Annotated in this window: 13 protein-coding genes; all 13 read left to right on the forward strand. The window is 36.7% G+C overall.

The genetic code is table 11. The features are described from left to right. The first annotated feature begins 211 nt into the window (after positions 1-211). The 13 genes from glyQ (at position 212) to EKM68_RS06025 (ending at position 15,393) form a co-directional block, all read left to right on the forward strand. Positions 212-1,123: a glycine--tRNA ligase subunit alpha gene (gene glyQ, locus EKM68_RS05965; protein ID WP_125588802.1), complete on the forward strand. Its 912-nt coding sequence runs from the start codon at positions 212-214 to the stop codon at positions 1,121-1,123. Then, on the forward strand, positions 1,116-3,185 hold the full coding sequence (glyS, locus tag EKM68_RS05970) for a glycine--tRNA ligase subunit beta (RefSeq protein ID WP_125588804.1): 2,070 nt from the start codon (positions 1,116-1,118) through the stop codon (positions 3,183-3,185). Before glyQ ends, glyS begins: the two co-directional genes overlap by 8 nt. An 81-nt stretch (positions 3,186-3,266) precedes the next feature. Next, positions 3,267-5,093, forward strand: coding sequence for a DNA primase (gene dnaG, locus EKM68_RS05975; protein WP_125588806.1), 1,827 nt, complete (start codon positions 3,267-3,269; stop codon positions 5,091-5,093). A 20-nt stretch (positions 5,094-5,113) separates the two neighbouring features. Then, complete coding sequence (gene rpoD / locus EKM68_RS05980; RefSeq protein WP_125588808.1) at positions 5,114-6,241, forward strand: RNA polymerase sigma factor RpoD; 1,128 nt, start codon at positions 5,114-5,116, stop codon at positions 6,239-6,241. Positions 6,242-6,390: 149 nt separating this feature from the next. Beyond that, entirely contained in the window at positions 6,391-7,587 is a 1,197-nt protein-coding gene (locus EKM68_RS05985; protein WP_125588810.1) for an SAM-dependent methyltransferase, read from the forward strand. A gap of 8 nt (positions 7,588-7,595) precedes the next feature. After that, positions 7,596-8,285, forward strand: coding sequence for a tRNA (adenine(22)-N(1))-methyltransferase (locus EKM68_RS05990; RefSeq protein WP_125588812.1), 690 nt, complete (start codon positions 7,596-7,598; stop codon positions 8,283-8,285). After that, the gene (locus tag EKM68_RS05995) at positions 8,285-9,076 is read left to right on the forward strand and encodes a Nif3-like dinuclear metal center hexameric protein (RefSeq protein ID WP_125588814.1); all 792 of its coding nucleotides are present in this window, start codon (positions 8,285-8,287) and stop codon (positions 9,074-9,076) included. The genes EKM68_RS05990 and EKM68_RS05995 overlap by 1 nt, the downstream gene beginning before the upstream one ends. Positions 9,077-9,089: 13 nt before the next feature. Beyond that, positions 9,090-10,337 (forward strand): peptidase T, encoded by a 1,248-nt coding sequence (gene pepT / locus EKM68_RS06000; RefSeq protein ID WP_125588816.1) that lies wholly within the window; start codon positions 9,090-9,092, stop codon positions 10,335-10,337. 141 nt (positions 10,338-10,478) lie between these two features. Further along, on the forward strand, positions 10,479-11,120 hold the full coding sequence (locus EKM68_RS06005) for a recombinase family protein (RefSeq protein ID WP_164509369.1): 642 nt from the start codon (positions 10,479-10,481) through the stop codon (positions 11,118-11,120). A 258-nt stretch (positions 11,121-11,378) separates the two neighbouring features. Then, positions 11,379-12,578, forward strand: a complete 1,200-nt coding sequence (locus tag EKM68_RS06010; RefSeq protein ID WP_125588820.1) for a C39 family peptidase — start codon at positions 11,379-11,381, stop codon at positions 12,576-12,578. Positions 12,579-12,590: 12 nt separating this feature from the next. Beyond that, the gene (locus EKM68_RS06015; protein ID WP_125588822.1) at positions 12,591-13,652 is read left to right on the forward strand and encodes an SLAP domain-containing protein; all 1,062 of its coding nucleotides are present in this window, start codon (positions 12,591-12,593) and stop codon (positions 13,650-13,652) included. Between the two features lie 49 nt (positions 13,653-13,701). Next, positions 13,702-15,171, forward strand: a complete 1,470-nt coding sequence (locus EKM68_RS06020) for a peptidoglycan-binding protein (protein WP_125588824.1) — start codon at positions 13,702-13,704, stop codon at positions 15,169-15,171. Positions 15,172-15,189: 18 nt separating this feature from the next. Further along, positions 15,190-15,393 (forward strand): preprotein translocase, SecE subunit domain protein, encoded by a 204-nt coding sequence (locus EKM68_RS06025; protein ID WP_125588826.1) that lies wholly within the window; start codon positions 15,190-15,192, stop codon positions 15,391-15,393. Positions 15,394-15,409 lie beyond the last annotated feature (16 nt).

Below are 15,409 nucleotides of genomic sequence, written 5' to 3' on the forward strand. Positions count from 1 at the left end.
TTTTAAATTGCTATAATTGTAGTTATGAAAACAGCGATGCGGGATAGTGAAAGCCGCTACAGATTCAATGGCGAGCAACAATTTAATTTTTGAATAAAAGAGCAGGACTAAAGTCCTGAATTAGGGTGGAACCGCGAAATCATTCGTCCCTTGCTAGGTAGATAACTATACCTTGCAAGGGATTTTTTGTGTTTACCCGAGGGGAGACAATATGGCAAAAAAATTAAATGTACAAAATATGATTTTGACACTTCAGAAGTTCTGGGGTGACAAAGGCTGCATGTTGATGCAAGCTTACGATACTGAAAAAGGTGCCGGAACAATGAGTCCATACACGTTCTTACGTGCGATTGGACCTGAACCTTGGAATGCTGCATACGTTGAGCCATCAAGACGTCCAGCTGATGGTCGTTATGGTGAGAACCCTAACCGTTTATATCAACATCACCAATTTCAAGTGGTTATGAAACCAGCTCCAGAGAATATTCAAGAGTATTATTTGGATTCACTTCGTGCCTTAGGTATCGAACCTCTAGAACATGATATTCGTTTCGTTGAAGATAACTGGGAGAACCCATCAATGGGCTGTGCCGGTGTTGGTTGGGAAGTTTGGCTCGATGGTATGGAGGTTTCTCAATTTACATACTTCCAACAAGTCGGTGGCCTAGCTTGTAAGCCTGTAACTAGTGAAATCACATACGGCGTTGAACGTTTAGCTTCATACATTCAAAATGTTAATTCAGTTTACGATCTTGAATGGGGTGACGGTGTACTTTATGGTGATATTTTTAAAGAACCAGAATATGAACACTCAAAATATTCATTTGAAGAAAGCAATCAAGATATGTTGTTTAAATTCTTTGATGAATACGAAAAGGAAGCAAATCGCTTGATGGATCTAGGTTTAGTTCATCCAGCTTACGATTATATTTTGAAGTGTAGTCACACATTTAATTTGTTAGATGCTCGTGGAGCAGTTTCAGTTACTGAAAGAGCTGCTTTCTTATCACGTATTAGAAAGATGGCACATAAAGTTGCTAAAGCATTTGTTGAAGAACGTAAAAAGCGTGGTTTCCCACTTTTGGCAAATAGCGATGCAGTAAAGGAGAATGAAAATGACTAAAAATTATTTACTAGAAATCGGTTTGGAAGAAATGCCTGCTCACGTTGTAACAAACAGTGTTAATCAATTAGCACAAAAAGCAGCTAAATTCCTTAAAGAAAACCGTATTTCATTCTCAAATATTGAAAAGTATTCAACCCCAAGACGCTTGTCAATTATTATTAAGGATATTGCTGAAAAGCAAACTGATATTGATGTTAAAGCTAAAGGTCCTTCTAAAAAAATTGCTCAAGATGCCGATGGCAATTGGACAAAGGCTGCTCAAGGATTTGCTCGTGGACAAGGGATGACACCTGATGACATCTTCTTCGAAGATTTGAAGGGTACAGAATATGCTTATATTCAAAAACATGAAGATGGTAAAAAAGTTGAAGATGTTTTGACTGATATTACAGAAGTTGTAAAATCACTTACATTCCCAACTAGAATGCATTGGGCTTCATATGATTTTGAATATATTCGTCCTATTCACTGGTTAGTATCACTATTAAATAATGAAGAAGTTCCACTACAAATTTTGGATATCAAATCCGGTCGTATGACACGTGGTCACCGTTTCTTAGGTGAAAATGTTGAAATCGATGAAGCTACAAACTATGTAGAAAAATTACGTTCACAATTTGTTATCGTTGATGCCAAAGAACGTAAAGATTTGATCTCTAATCAAATTGAAACAATCGCTAATGATAAAGATTGGGTTATTGATGTTGACCCAGATCTACTTGAAGAAGTTAATAACTTGGTTGAATTTCCAACTACATTCTATGGCTCATTCGATAAGAAGTATTTAGAGATTCCTGAGGAAGTATTAATAACTTCAATGAAAGACAACCAGAGATACTTCTATGTTAGAAACCATGAAGGCGAATTGGAACCATACTTCATTGGTGTTAGAAATGGTAACTCAGAACATATTGAGAATGTCATTCAAGGTAATGAAAAAGTTCTTGTTGCCAGATTGGAAGATGCTGATTTCTTCTATAAAGAAGATCAAAAGAAGTCGATTGCTGACTATGTTAATAAACTTAAGACAGTTAACTTCCACGTTAAGATTGGTACAATGTACGAAAAAATGGCGCGTGTACATCAAATTGCTGAACACTTAGCTAAATTATTCGGATTATCTGATACAGAAACAACTGATGTTCTCCGTGCTAGTGATATTTATAAATTCGACCTTGTAACCAGCATGGTTGATGAGTTCCCAGAACTACAAGGTGTTATGGGTGAAAAATATGCCAGCTTGATGGGTGAAGATGACGCAGTTGCAGCAGCAGTTAAGGAACACTATATGCCAATTTCAGCTGAGGGAAGTTTACCAGCTTCAAAGGTTGGCGCAACTTTAGCCATTGCTGACAAGATTGATTCTCTTGTTACATTCTATGCTGTTGATTTGATTCCTAGTGGTTCAAATGATCCATATGCCTTGCGTCGTCAAGCATATGGTATTGTAAGAATTCTTAATGAATATCAATGGTCATTGAACTTGAATGATTTGCAGGATTACTTGAAGTCAAACTTGACGGTACCTGCCAAATTAGACTTAGCTGCACACGTTAAGGATATCGATCAATTCATGGTTGACCGTGTTCGTCAATTACTTGGAACAACAGAGATTAGAAATGACATCGTTGATGCTGTTACTGCTGGGTCAACCATTGATCCAATTATGATGATCGATACTGCCAAAGTATTGCAAGCTCATGTATTAGATGATGATTTCAAGTCAGTTGTTGAAGCACTCGGTCGTGTTGTTAACTTATCTAAGAAGGCTAAGTTTGGTTATAGTGATAATCTCAAACTTGATGAATCATTATTCGAAAATCCTTCAGAATCAGCATTGAATGAGCAAGTTAAAACAATTATCGGTGCTAACAAAACAGATGCTGAAGCACTTTATGGTGAATTGGCATCATTGAAGCCCGCTATTGATAGCTATTTTGATGAAAATATGATTATGGCAAAAGATGATAGTATTAAGAATAATCGTCTTACTCAATTAGTGATTGCAAACCATTTAATTGCAAAATTGGGAGATTTGTCTAAAATTGTAGTTAAGTAGTCGAAATGTTTGTAATTACTGTGACAACGTGTTACATTATAGTTCACTGTTTTTACAGATATCTTTGAGGAGGTGACAGCCATGGCAACTCGGATTCCACAGGAATTTATTGATGAAGTTACCTCAAAAACCAACATAGTAGATGTTATTAGTAAGTATGTGCAATTGAAAAAATCAGGCAAAAATCTGTTTGGATTGTGTCCTTTCCATGAGGAGAGAACACCCTCTTTTTCAGTTGCGGAAGATAAACAAATTTTCCATTGTTTTAGTTGTGGTCGTGGTGGAAATGTCTTCAAATTTATTATGGAGATGGAAAGTAAAACTTTTCCTGAATCTGTAGTAGAAGTTGCTCAGATGGGAAATATTCCCATTCCTGATCAATATCAGGCAAGCAACGAAAATTATCAAAATTCTGACAGCCAAGTTTTGATAAGAATGTATTCAGAAGCTGCCAAGCTTTACAGTCACATTCTCTTAAAAACTGAGAATGGTACACCAGCACTAAAGTATTTGAATGGACGTGATTTGGATAATAGTCTCATTGAGACTTTTGATTTAGGTTATGCACCGAATAATTCAAATCTCTTGCTTCAATTCTTCAAAGATCGTAAAATTGATGATTCAACCCTAAGAAAGTCGGGATTGTTCGCTGAGAATCAAGAAGGTGAATTATTTGATCGTTTTAGAGATCGAGTAATGGTGCCAATAACTGATGAGGCTGGTAATATCATTGCCTTTTCAGGTAGAATCTTGAATAAGTCAGAGGGCACTGCTAAGTATATGAACAGTCCTGAGACACCTATTTTTAACAAAAGTAAAGCACTGTTTAATTTAAGTAATGCCAAGAAGGCAATTCGTGATAATAAAAACGTGATTTTATTTGAAGGCTTTATGGATGTTATCAGTGCGTACAAAGCTGGAGTTACAAATGGTGTAGCATCAATGGGTACCAGTTTAACTGATCAACAGCTTTACACGTTAAGTCGTTTAACCAACCAGATCAATATCTGCTATGACGGAGATAATCCTGGTGTAGAGGCAACTTATCGAGCCTTGACGCAGTTAAACGATGACCGTTTTTCTTACGGAGTTATCAGTGTTCCAAATCAAAAAGATCCAGATGAGTATATTCGAAGTGATGGCGCTGATAAGTTTAAGAGTTTAGTCGAAAATGGTGTGCAAACACCAATGTCATTCATATTAAATTATTTCCGCAGAAACTATAATCTCAATAATGAGCATGACCAAATTGAATTTCTCAACCGTTCGTTGAATGAAATCGTTAAGTTACAGTCACCCGTTGAGATTGACATGTATGTCGGCAAAATTGCTGATGAAATGGGAGTTTCCAAGGAAGCCATCAATAAGGAACTCGATACATTGCGTCGTAAGATGGCAATCAAACGTCCTGCAAATAATAATAAGAATGTTCAGCAAGCAGCACTAGAAAAGGTTACCGCAACTGTTCGTTCAAATTATGATCGAATCGAAAAATCTGAACGCTGTCTGATTTATTGGGCAATCAACTTCCCGGAGGTAAGAATCAATCTGAAGGGAAGTGGATTCGAATTTGTCCATGCTAATTATCAAGATCTCTTTAGTTCACTGTTGTCGTATTCTGAACAAGAAGAAAGCAATGATGAAGAGATCAATATTTCCGATTTCATGAATGTTCTGGATAATGATCAAAAGAATCTTTTAGCAGAATTGGAGATGATGCCAATGCCCGTGGAATATAGTGATCAAGAGATTGATGATTATATCAGCAACATTAATAACTCTGGCCTTGAAGTTAAGGTTACAGATATTAATCGTCGGTTGAAAGAAGCAGCAATGGTAGGTGACAGTAAATTACAATTAGAACTTACAAAGCAATTGATTGATGTTCGAAGATTGTTAAGTAATTAAAGCATACTGGAGGAAAATACATGGCAACTAAAAAAACAACAGTATCAAAAGAGCTAAAAGCTGCAACAAAGAAACTTGTTAAAGATCTTAAGAAGACAGGTTCAATTACCGAAGATGATCTACAAGAAAAAATCATCAAGCCATACAAACTTAAGGGTGAACCTCTAACTAACTTCATCAGTGAGCTTGAAGACCAAGGTATTGGTGTTGTTGACGAAAAGGGTAATCCAAGTAAACTTTCTCTTTTGAAAGAAAAGAAGGAAGAAGAAAAGGATTCTAAGAAGAAGAAAAAGAACGATACTACTGCACCAACTGATATCAAAGTTAATGATCCTGTACGTATGTATTTGAAGGAAATTGGCCGTGTTCCATTGCTTAATGCTCAGCAAGAAGTTGATCTTGCTTTGAAGATTGAACAAGGTGATGAAGAAGCTAAGCAACGTTTAGCTGAAGCTAACCTTCGTTTGGTTGTTTCTATTGCTAAGAGATATGTTGGACGTGGTATGCAATTCCTTGATTTGATTCAAGAAGGTAACATGGGTCTCATGAAGGCTGTCGAGAAGTTCGATTATCGTCTTGGATTCAAGTTCTCTACGTATGCAACATGGTGGATCAGACAGGCTATTACGCGTGCCATCGCTGATCAAGCCCGTACAATTCGTATTCCTGTACATATGGTTGAAACAATCAACAAGTTGATCCGTATTCAACGTCAATTGCTTCAAGACCTTGGCCGTGAGCCATTGCCAGAAGAGATTGGTGCTGAAATGGACATGCCAACTGGTAAAGTCCGTGATATTTTGAAGATTGCTCAAGAACCCGTTTCATTGGAAACACCTATTGGTGAAGAGGACGACTCACACCTAGGTGACTTCATTGAAGATTCCGATGCTACAAGTCCTGAAGATCACGCCTCATACGAACTATTGAAGGAACAACTCGAAAACGTGTTGGATACTTTGACAGATCGTGAAGAGAACGTACTTCGTCTACGTTTTGGTCTCGATGATGGTAGAACTAGAACTTTGGAAGAAGTCGGTAAAGTATTCGGCGTTACTCGTGAACGTATTCGTCAAATCGAAGCCAAGGCTCTTAGAAAGCTCCGTCACCCTTCAAGATCTAAGCAATTGAAGGATTTCTTGGAATAAAAATCGTTATTAATTATCAGAGAACAGCAAACAAAAATGCTGTTCTCTTTTTATTGAAATTTTTCTGAAAATATCATACTTTATTGTTATATTTTTCTAAAAATTGCGTTACCATATAATATAGCTACTTTTATGGAGGGTTCAAATTTATGTTAGATAAAAAAATTTACGATGAAATATTTTCCCATTCCTTTACTATTCCTATCAAGGTTGTTTACTGGGATGGCAAAGAAAAAACTTATGGTGCAGAAGGAAAGTCTGACATAACAATTAAGTTTAATACTAAGGTTCCAATTTCTGAAGTTGTTAAACATGCCACACTTACTTTGGGTGAAGCATACATGGATAAAGATATTGAGATTGAAGGCTCAATTCAAAAACTTATCATGAATGCATACAAACAATCAGAAAGCTTTATGTCCAATGTTAAATTAAAGAAGTTCATTCCTAAGTTCAGTCACAGTGAAGAGAGCAACAAAAAAGAAATTCAAGAACACTATGATATTGGTAATGATTTCTACAAATTATGGTTGGATGATACTATGACTTATTCATGTGCATATTTCCGTACACCAGAAGATACACTTGAACAAGCTCAAATGAACAAGGTTCATCATATTTTGAATAAGTTGAATACCAAACCTGGTGAGACACTTATTGATGTCGGCTGTGGTTGGGGTACTATGATGTTCACTGCTGCCAAGGAATATGGCATGAAAGCTAAGGGTGTAACTCTTAGTCAAGAACAATATGATTACGTTAATAACAAGATTCAAGAAGAAAACTTAAGTGACCAAATGGAAGTTATTCTTGAAGACTATCGTGAGATCGATGAAAAATTCGATCATGTTGTTTCTGTTGGTATGTTCGAACATGTTGGTGAAACTCATCTTGAGAATTACTTTAAGCAAATCAAGAACCTGTTGAAACCAAATGGTACTGCTTTAATTCACGGAATTACTGGTCAACACGAAGGATTGGGTGTTGATCCATGGCTTGTTAAGTACATCTTCCCAGGTGGATACATTCCGGATATCAAGGAAAATGTCGGTCATATTATGGATGCTAAGTTACAAATCGATGATATCGAACCACTTAGACGCCACTACCAAAAGACAGTTGAAATCTGGCACCGTAACTTCATGAAGGTTGAAGACAAAGTTGAAGATATGTATGGTGAAAGATTTGTCCGTATGTGGGATGTCTATCTACAGGCTTGTGCCGCATCATTTGAAAGTGGTAATATCGATGTAATTCAATTCTTACTTACAAACGGTCCTAGTGGCTCATCATTGCCTATGACACGTGAATATATGACAGACTTAGACAAGAAGACTGCAGAATAGAGGTTAATGTGACTTTACTATCAAAAAGATTACAAGCCGTTTACCAAATGGTAGACGCTGGAACTAGAGTGGCAGATATTGGCTCTGACCACGCATACTTACCAGTTGAATTGACTGAAACAGGAATCATCAGTTATGCAATTGCTGGGGAGGTTGCTGTAGGACCGATGTCTCGCTCCAAAGCTGACGTTGAGAAGTTTGGATTAAGTGACAAAATCGATGTGCGTTTGGGCGATGGTTTAGCTGTTATCAATGGGGAAGATAAGATTGATACAGTTACGATTGCTGGAATGGGCGGTATTTTGATATGTGATATTTTGTCACGTGCAACTGAAGAGCAATTATCAAATGTTCAAACCCTGATTTTACAGCCGAATATCGGTGAACCGCTGGTCCGCCATTGGTTAGTTGAACATAATTTTGAAATCATAGATGAAGATATTTTATCTGAAGATCATCATGATTATGAAATTATCAAGGCACAAAAAAAGAGCTCAGTTGATGATTTAACTGAAGCTCAATTTTTGATGGGTCCGATACTTATGTCCAAGAAATCAGAGGCTTTTGTCAATAAGTGGCAACGTAAGCTTAATGGTTACCAGAAGGCCGTTGCTAACATGCATAATGCTAAGCAAATCGACGAAGCAAAGATAAGTCAGATGCAACAATATATTAAGTATGTTGAGGAGATCTTATAATGGTTAAAGTTCAAGACATTATCAATCAAGTAGAGGATTATGCACCACTGTCAATTAAGATGGACGGTGATCCAACAGGATTTCAAATCGGTGATCGTAATCAAGAGGTTCATCGTATCATGACAACTTTGGATGTTAGGCCAAAGGTCGTTCAGGAAGCAATTGATAAAAAGATTGACTTGATCTTGGCACATCATCCTATTATGTTCAGACCTGCTAAGAATCTTGATTTAGATTCAGCTCAGAACAAGATGTACGCTGATTTGTTATCTAATAATATTGCTGTAAATGCATCTCATACTAATATGGACAAAGCCCATGGTGGTATGAATGATTGGTTAATGGAAAAGCTTGAACTTGAGAATGTCCATTATTTAGACCCTGATGATGATTATTCAATAGGTAGAATTGGCGAATTGTCAGAAGCTATGGACTTGCTTGATTTCGCAAAAAAAGTTCGTGATGCTTATAACTTGCCTAATCTTAGATTTGTCAAATCTGAGTTGGGACAATCCGTAAAAAAAGTTGCCTTGATCGGTGGAGATGCTGGAAAATTTTATCCCGAAGTATTAAAAGCTGGTGCTGATACATTTATTACTGGTGATGTCTATTATCATACTGCCCACGATATGATGTCAGCTGGATTGAACGTTGTTGATCCAGGACACCATATTGAAGCAATTTTTATCGAAAAAATGGCTAATTTACTTAATGATTGGAAAAAGGGTAATCATTGGGACGTAGATATAGTACAATCAGAAGTAGATACAGAACCATATAATTTTATTTAGGGAGTGTGTGGAAATGGCAATTAAATACGAAAAATTAGTACCACGTTTCTTGGGTTATGTGAAAGAGAATACTCGTTCTGATGAGAATTCAAATACGATTCCTTCTACAGAAAGACAAACAGTCTTTTTGAACAAGTTAGCTGATGAACTGAAGGAAATCGGTATGAGCGATGTAAAAATCAATCCAGTTAACTCATACTTAACCGCTGAACTTCCATCAAACTTGAATCATGATGTCCCAGTTCTTGGTTTAATTTCTCATGTTGATACTGCTGATTTTAATTCTGAAAACATCAAACCAAAGATTGTTGAGAATTACGATGGTAAGAGTGTTATCAAGCTTGACGATGACGGCAAGTATACACTTGATCCAGCAATATTCTCATCATTAAAAAATTATGCTGGTCAAACACTTATTACAACTAGTGGTGACACATTGCTAGGATCAGATGACAAATCTGGTGTTACAGAGATTATCACGGCAATGGAATACTTGATCAGTCATCCTGAAGTAAAGCACGGTAAAGTCAAGATTGGTCTTGGACCTGATGAGGAAATCGGTACAGGTTCACTTAAGTTTGATGTTGACGACTTTGGTGCTGACTTCGCCTATACAGTTGACGGTGGTCCGGTTGGACAACTTGAATATGAAACATTTAGTGCTGCTAGTTTGAAAGTTTATATTACCGGTAAAGATGTTCATCCTGGTTCTGCTAAAGATATCATGATCAATGCGGTCAATATCGCAACTGAATTCCAAACAGCATTACCTGACGATGAAGTTCCTGAAAAGACTGATGGTCGTCAAGGATTCTTCCACTTACTTGAGTTGAAGGGTACTGTTGATAATGCTTATATGGATTACATCATCCGTGATTTTGACCGTGATGGTTTGGAAGCACGTAAAAATAAGGCAACTGAAATTGCCAAAACGCTAAATGACAAGTATGGCGAAGGTACTGTTAGACTTGATATGCACGATGAATATTATAATATGATCGATGTTATCAAGGATCACATGGATGTTGTCAAAATTGCTGAAGAAGCATTGAAGAACTTAGACATCACACCGGATGAAGAACCAGTTCGTGGTGGTACTGACGGTTCAACTATCTCATTCATGGGATTGCCAACACCTAACTTGTTTGCTGGTGGAGAAAATATGCATGGACGTTACGAATATGTAGCTGAAGAATCAATGGAAAAAGCTGTTGATGTGATTCTTGAAATTATTAAGTTGAATAATGATAGTAAAAAATAATTGATCGTTTAAAGAGGCAGTCGCTTTAATTAGCGATTGGCTCTTTTTTATTTTAAGCTATTTATATTTTTAAAATGTCACTCTGTCTATAGATTCAGCTATTAATGAATGGCTGAATCTATAGGAGGAGTGATTTTTTTTATGTCGGAAAATAGCAACGAAGTAATGATCGGTTACGTAAGAGTATCTACTATTGAAGATCGACAGAAGTTAGGTTTTGAAGCCCAGAAAAGAATACTTAAAGATAATCATGTAGATTATATCTATAGCGAGAAGATAAGCGGACGAAAGGATGATCGTCCGGAATTTCAGAAGGCAATTAATAAATGTAAAAGGTTATCTAAAAAAGGATATCAAGTGACCTTTGTGGTTGTAAAACTAGATAGGGTTTCTCGTAAAATGTCTTCACTATTGAATATTTTGGAAGGTTTAAAAGCTAGTAATATTGCGTTCAGATCGATCAATGAAAATATTGACACGACCTCAGCTACTGGTATTCTAATGATGCAATTATTGGCGATGTTTAGCGAATTTGAGGTCAATACTCTGAGAACGAGAACCAAAGAAGCACTTCGCCAAGCCAAATTAGATGGAAAAATTTTGGGTAGACCTTCGTATGATGAAAATATTCGTCAAAAAGTTGTAAACATGTATAGAAATCCCGATATAACAGTTAAGGAGGTCGCAGAAAAATGTAAAGTTTCGGAAAGAACTGTTTATAGAATCGCAAAAGATAACAAATTATCTCGATCTTTTAAAAATGGGGCTTCATTTTTAGATTAGCTTGACTTATACTTATTACATAAAAATAATGGTATTTACTGCCATATACGAACGTATATGACAGCACAATTGCCCTATGAAATACCCCGCAAAAAGTGTTGATATGACTGAGTTTGTTCAGTTCATGTCAGCACTTTTTTTGTTATGTCAGTTACGTTCGTTTTTGGCAGTTCTGTCATGAACAAATTGGGAGGGATTATTTTAATAGTCAAAAATTTGTAATATTTCAATTACATTTTGAATTTCATGGGGGATAAGATGGATTTTAAGAAAAAAGTACTCTATGCCACTTTGTTTGCTTCCAGTTGTTTGCTTTCAACAAATATTGCTAAGGCAGATACAATTGCCGACACGAATAATAATCAGCCTACTAGTCAAGCTGTATCTGAAGCAACTCAACAAACCGAAACAAATGAAACAGCACCAGAGACAAATACGAAAGTTAATTCAGATCAGGAACAAAATGATACTAATTCGTCTCAATTAACTCAGAATACTCAACAAACAGAACAGACAAATGTCCAACAAGTTCAAAGTGTTGAAAAAATTGATGGTGTGTATTCTACCAACAACCAAGTTACAATGTTATATCAATCTGATGGTACACCAATCAAAAATCGTGCATTAATGGCTAACACTGCTTGGTACACGAATGCTCGTCAAACAATGACTGATGGTTACAACTATTATCGTGTTGCTACAAATGAGTATGCAAACGGAAGTGATGGCAGTTATACACCATACGTTCAACCATATGTTGGAAACGCGACAGTTGTCTACAAGAGTGGATCAAGCATTCATGACTTCAAGGGTTATGGTAGCAATGCTGTTTATTCAGGAAATGATTTACCAACTGGAAGTAATTGGAAGATAAGTAATCATGTCAATGTCGGTGGTAAAGAATGGTATCAGATCGGTAATAATACTTGGGTGCCACAAGATTATGTCGTAGTAAATGGTGGTCAATATAAATCTGCTGACTGGTTAACGGGTGTTCCGCTGATCTCTCAACGACCAGAATTACCGAATGGCTGTGAGATCACTGCTGTAACCATGATGTTGCAATATGCAGGCGCCAAGGTTGATAAGATGCAGATGGCTCGTGAGATGCCAAGAAGTGGTGATCCTAATTATGGTTACATCGGTCAACCTTGGGATGGTACTGGTATCACCATCTTTCCACCTGCACTTATGAACTTAGTAGAGAAATATACTGGTACTGCTAAGAACTTGACTGGACAGGGATTAGATGCCATTAAGTATCAAATCAATATTGGTCATCCGGTTGTGACTTGGAATACTTTACATGGATTCCCATATCACGCATTAACAGTGACTGGTTATGACTCACAATACGTTTATTACAACGATTGCTGGACTAATCAGACAACACAAATGGATATTAATTCATTTATCAATAATTGGAATACACAAAATAGACGTGCAATAAGTTATTAGGGGAGAATATTTATGAAATCATTATTAGTGAAATCTATGACAGTCTCAGGGATAGCATTAGCTGCCTTTGTGACTAGTTCAGTTTTGTCTCAAGATGTAGATGCTGCAAGTGTTGCCACGACTAAAGATGTGCCAGTGACTTATATCTACACAAAAACTGGTCAACAAATCAAGAATAGAGGACTACAAGCTAATTCTGGTTGGAGGGTTGGTAAGACAATCACTGTTAATGGAACAACTATGTATCAAGTTGCAACTAATGAATATTTGAAGGCAAATGATTCTATATTGTCTGATAATACTCCGCATTCAAGCAATGGTTCATTTGTAGCTACTGTACACGTATCTAGAGAATACGCCTTTACTCATTCAGATAATGACGACTCGTTTCTGGGAGTGGTAGAGAATGGGACATCATGGAAAGTTGGACGTGTACTTTATGAATCAGCTACTGGTAAAACTTTTTATCAAATAGGAAGTCATCTATATATTGATGCAGTAGATACAACGATTAATGTACCAGAAAGTTCAATTTCTAAAGAAACTATAAAAGATATAAATACTGTGAATGTGACATATCAACCAGATGTCTCAAAGATAAATGAGTATTTCGTTAAGTATCTTAATGCTTTACATAAGGCCAATGGAACTACACCAGTAAGTTTGACAGATGACATGATGAGCTATGCTCAACAACGTGCTAATCAACAAGAAGGTCATGTACTGGATCATTCAACAGCTGCTAGAAAGACATCCGAAGATTTGGATGGAACAGGGTTAGATGGAATAGTTAGATTTAGAGGAATTAGATCCGACAAAGATGCTGCATACTATTTCTTAAAAGATTGGTATGACGATGATTACAATTCTATTCCAATGGGACAAGCTGGTCATTTTGGTCATCGTGCCGCATTAATTTATTCTGGTCCAACAGTTGGATTAGGAATCTCTGAGGATGCTGCGGCATTCACTGCTGATTGGAATTACAGCACAATAGATCAATATGATGCACTATACAATTACACAGGTTCAAATCCTAACACCAAGTTTATTTCTAAAGATTCAGTCCAATAATATATGTTTAAAAATTTTAAATTAAATTATCAAATTAGGGGAAATACATATGAATAACAGAACAAAGTTTGTAATGATTTGTGGTTTTGCTTTAACAACATTTTTGGCAACTCAACAAACAGTAAAAGCTGACACAACGACGGATTCACAACAAGTAGAAAACGTTGCTACAACTAATGCAAATAGCAATAATACGCAAGCAGTATCACAAGCCACTACTGCCGCTCCACAAACTGATCAAAATACTGATCAAAGTACTACAAATGACGATACATCATCACTTGTAAATTACGCACAAGATACACAACAACAAGCAACTACAAATGATACACAAACGGCCTCAACACAAGCAGATGCTACTGCCTCAAATATTACACATATTAATGCAGTTGTAGAAACTCATGATCAAATGACTTATCTATATACAAAAGATGGTACACAAGTTAAGAACCGTGCCTTGATGGCTAACACTCCATTGGCAACTGATCAAAAGATGGCATTGAATGGAGCAAACTATTATCGTGTTGCCACAAATGAATATACAAATAGTAATGATGTAACAATGCAATACGGTACATCAGCTACTGGTGTTATTCGTGTTAAAAAAGACGGAGCAGTAAATTATGCACGTGAAGATACTGGATTTGTCAAAAATGGTCAAGCTAACCAAGCTGCTAACTCAACTTGGAAATATAACAAGACTGATAATGCTAGTGGTTTAACTTATTATCAAATTGCTAATAATGTTTGGCTAAACAGTGATGATGCTACAGTTGCTCCTGCATATCAAAATCCAAATGGTTGGTTACAAGTTCAAAATACACAAATTCAACCAGTTGGTAATGTTGGCTATGACTTATACAACGGCGTTGAAGGTATCAAGACGTGGTTAGTTAGAAGATACTTTGGTTATTCAAATGCACATACAATCTATGATGGTTCAGTTGCATCTTCAGTTAGAAACTTACAATCACGTAAAGGATTGCCTGTTACAGGTGTTGTTAATCTAGCAACTTGGGAAGCAATGGGTTATTCAGAATCTGATTGGTATGACATCGATTCGTATGTTGCTCCGCTACAAACAAACATTACAAGTACTCGTTCAGATCACATTGAAGCAATGATCAACCAAGCATACAAGTACATTGGTCAACCTTGGATCTCTGGTGCAGCTTCAATGCCTGCTTATGGCGTTGACTGTTCTGGATTAGTCACACAAGCATTGTATGCTTCAGGTATTAATTCAGCACCAATTTCAAATATTCAACATGCACAACCAGGACATGAATGGAATAGTCGTGACTACTGGGCAGATGCAAGAATCCCACAAGTAAACTTCAATAATCGTCAACGTGGGGACTTGATTTTCTTCGCTGATCCATCAACTGGTGTTGTATGGCATGTTGGTATTTTATTGAATCCAGATACTATGATTGAATCATGGCCATTCGCTGTTCAAGTACATTCAATCTACGGCTCACGTGGAACCATTGTTGGCGTTAAACGTGTTTTTGCTTAATTAGGAGGAGTCACGTTTATGGGACATTGGGAACCAGGTAGAGTTTTTCAAGAAATGAATTGGGTCGAAGATGATGGCGGTGGTTGCGGATGCGGTTGTATAATCGCAATTCTAGTAATTGTTGCTTTACTTTTCGGCATAAGCTTTATTTTGAATCATCTAGGGGTAATTATTATCTTTGGAGTTCTTGCTTTGGTTATATTTTTTGCAATTAAATGGTAAATAAAAAATAGTGTGG

The sequence above is a fragment of the Companilactobacillus jidongensis genome (assembly GCF_003946575.1).
Classification (GTDB): domain Bacteria; phylum Bacillota; class Bacilli; order Lactobacillales; family Lactobacillaceae; genus Companilactobacillus; species Companilactobacillus jidongensis.

Excerpts from the sequence above, each read along its gene's own strand:
- EKM68_RS06005 (WP_164509369.1), top strand. The coding sequence starts at position 10,479 with ATGTCGGAAAATAGCAACGAAGTAATGATCGGTTACGTAAGAGTATCT.
- pepT (WP_125588816.1), top strand. The coding sequence starts at position 9,090 with ATGGCAATTAAATACGAAAAATTAGTACCACGTTTCTTGGGTTATGTG.
- dnaG (WP_125588806.1), top strand. The coding sequence starts at position 3,267 with ATGGCAACTCGGATTCCACAGGAATTTATTGATGAAGTTACCTCAAAA.
- glyQ (WP_125588802.1), top strand. The coding sequence starts at position 212 with ATGGCAAAAAAATTAAATGTACAAAATATGATTTTGACACTTCAGAAG.
- EKM68_RS06020 (WP_125588824.1), top strand. The coding sequence starts at position 13,702 with ATGAATAACAGAACAAAGTTTGTAATGATTTGTGGTTTTGCTTTAACA.
- glyS (WP_125588804.1), top strand. The coding sequence starts at position 1,116 with ATGACTAAAAATTATTTACTAGAAATCGGTTTGGAAGAAATGCCTGCT.
- EKM68_RS06010 (WP_125588820.1), top strand. The coding sequence starts at position 11,379 with ATGGATTTTAAGAAAAAAGTACTCTATGCCACTTTGTTTGCTTCCAGT.
- EKM68_RS05995 (WP_125588814.1), top strand. The coding sequence starts at position 8,285 with ATGGTTAAAGTTCAAGACATTATCAATCAAGTAGAGGATTATGCACCA.
- rpoD (WP_125588808.1), top strand. The coding sequence starts at position 5,114 with ATGGCAACTAAAAAAACAACAGTATCAAAAGAGCTAAAAGCTGCAACA.
- EKM68_RS06015 (WP_125588822.1), top strand. The coding sequence starts at position 12,591 with ATGAAATCATTATTAGTGAAATCTATGACAGTCTCAGGGATAGCATTA.
- EKM68_RS06025 (WP_125588826.1), top strand. The coding sequence starts at position 15,190 with ATGGGACATTGGGAACCAGGTAGAGTTTTTCAAGAAATGAATTGGGTC.
- EKM68_RS05985 (WP_125588810.1), top strand. The coding sequence starts at position 6,391 with ATGTTAGATAAAAAAATTTACGATGAAATATTTTCCCATTCCTTTACT.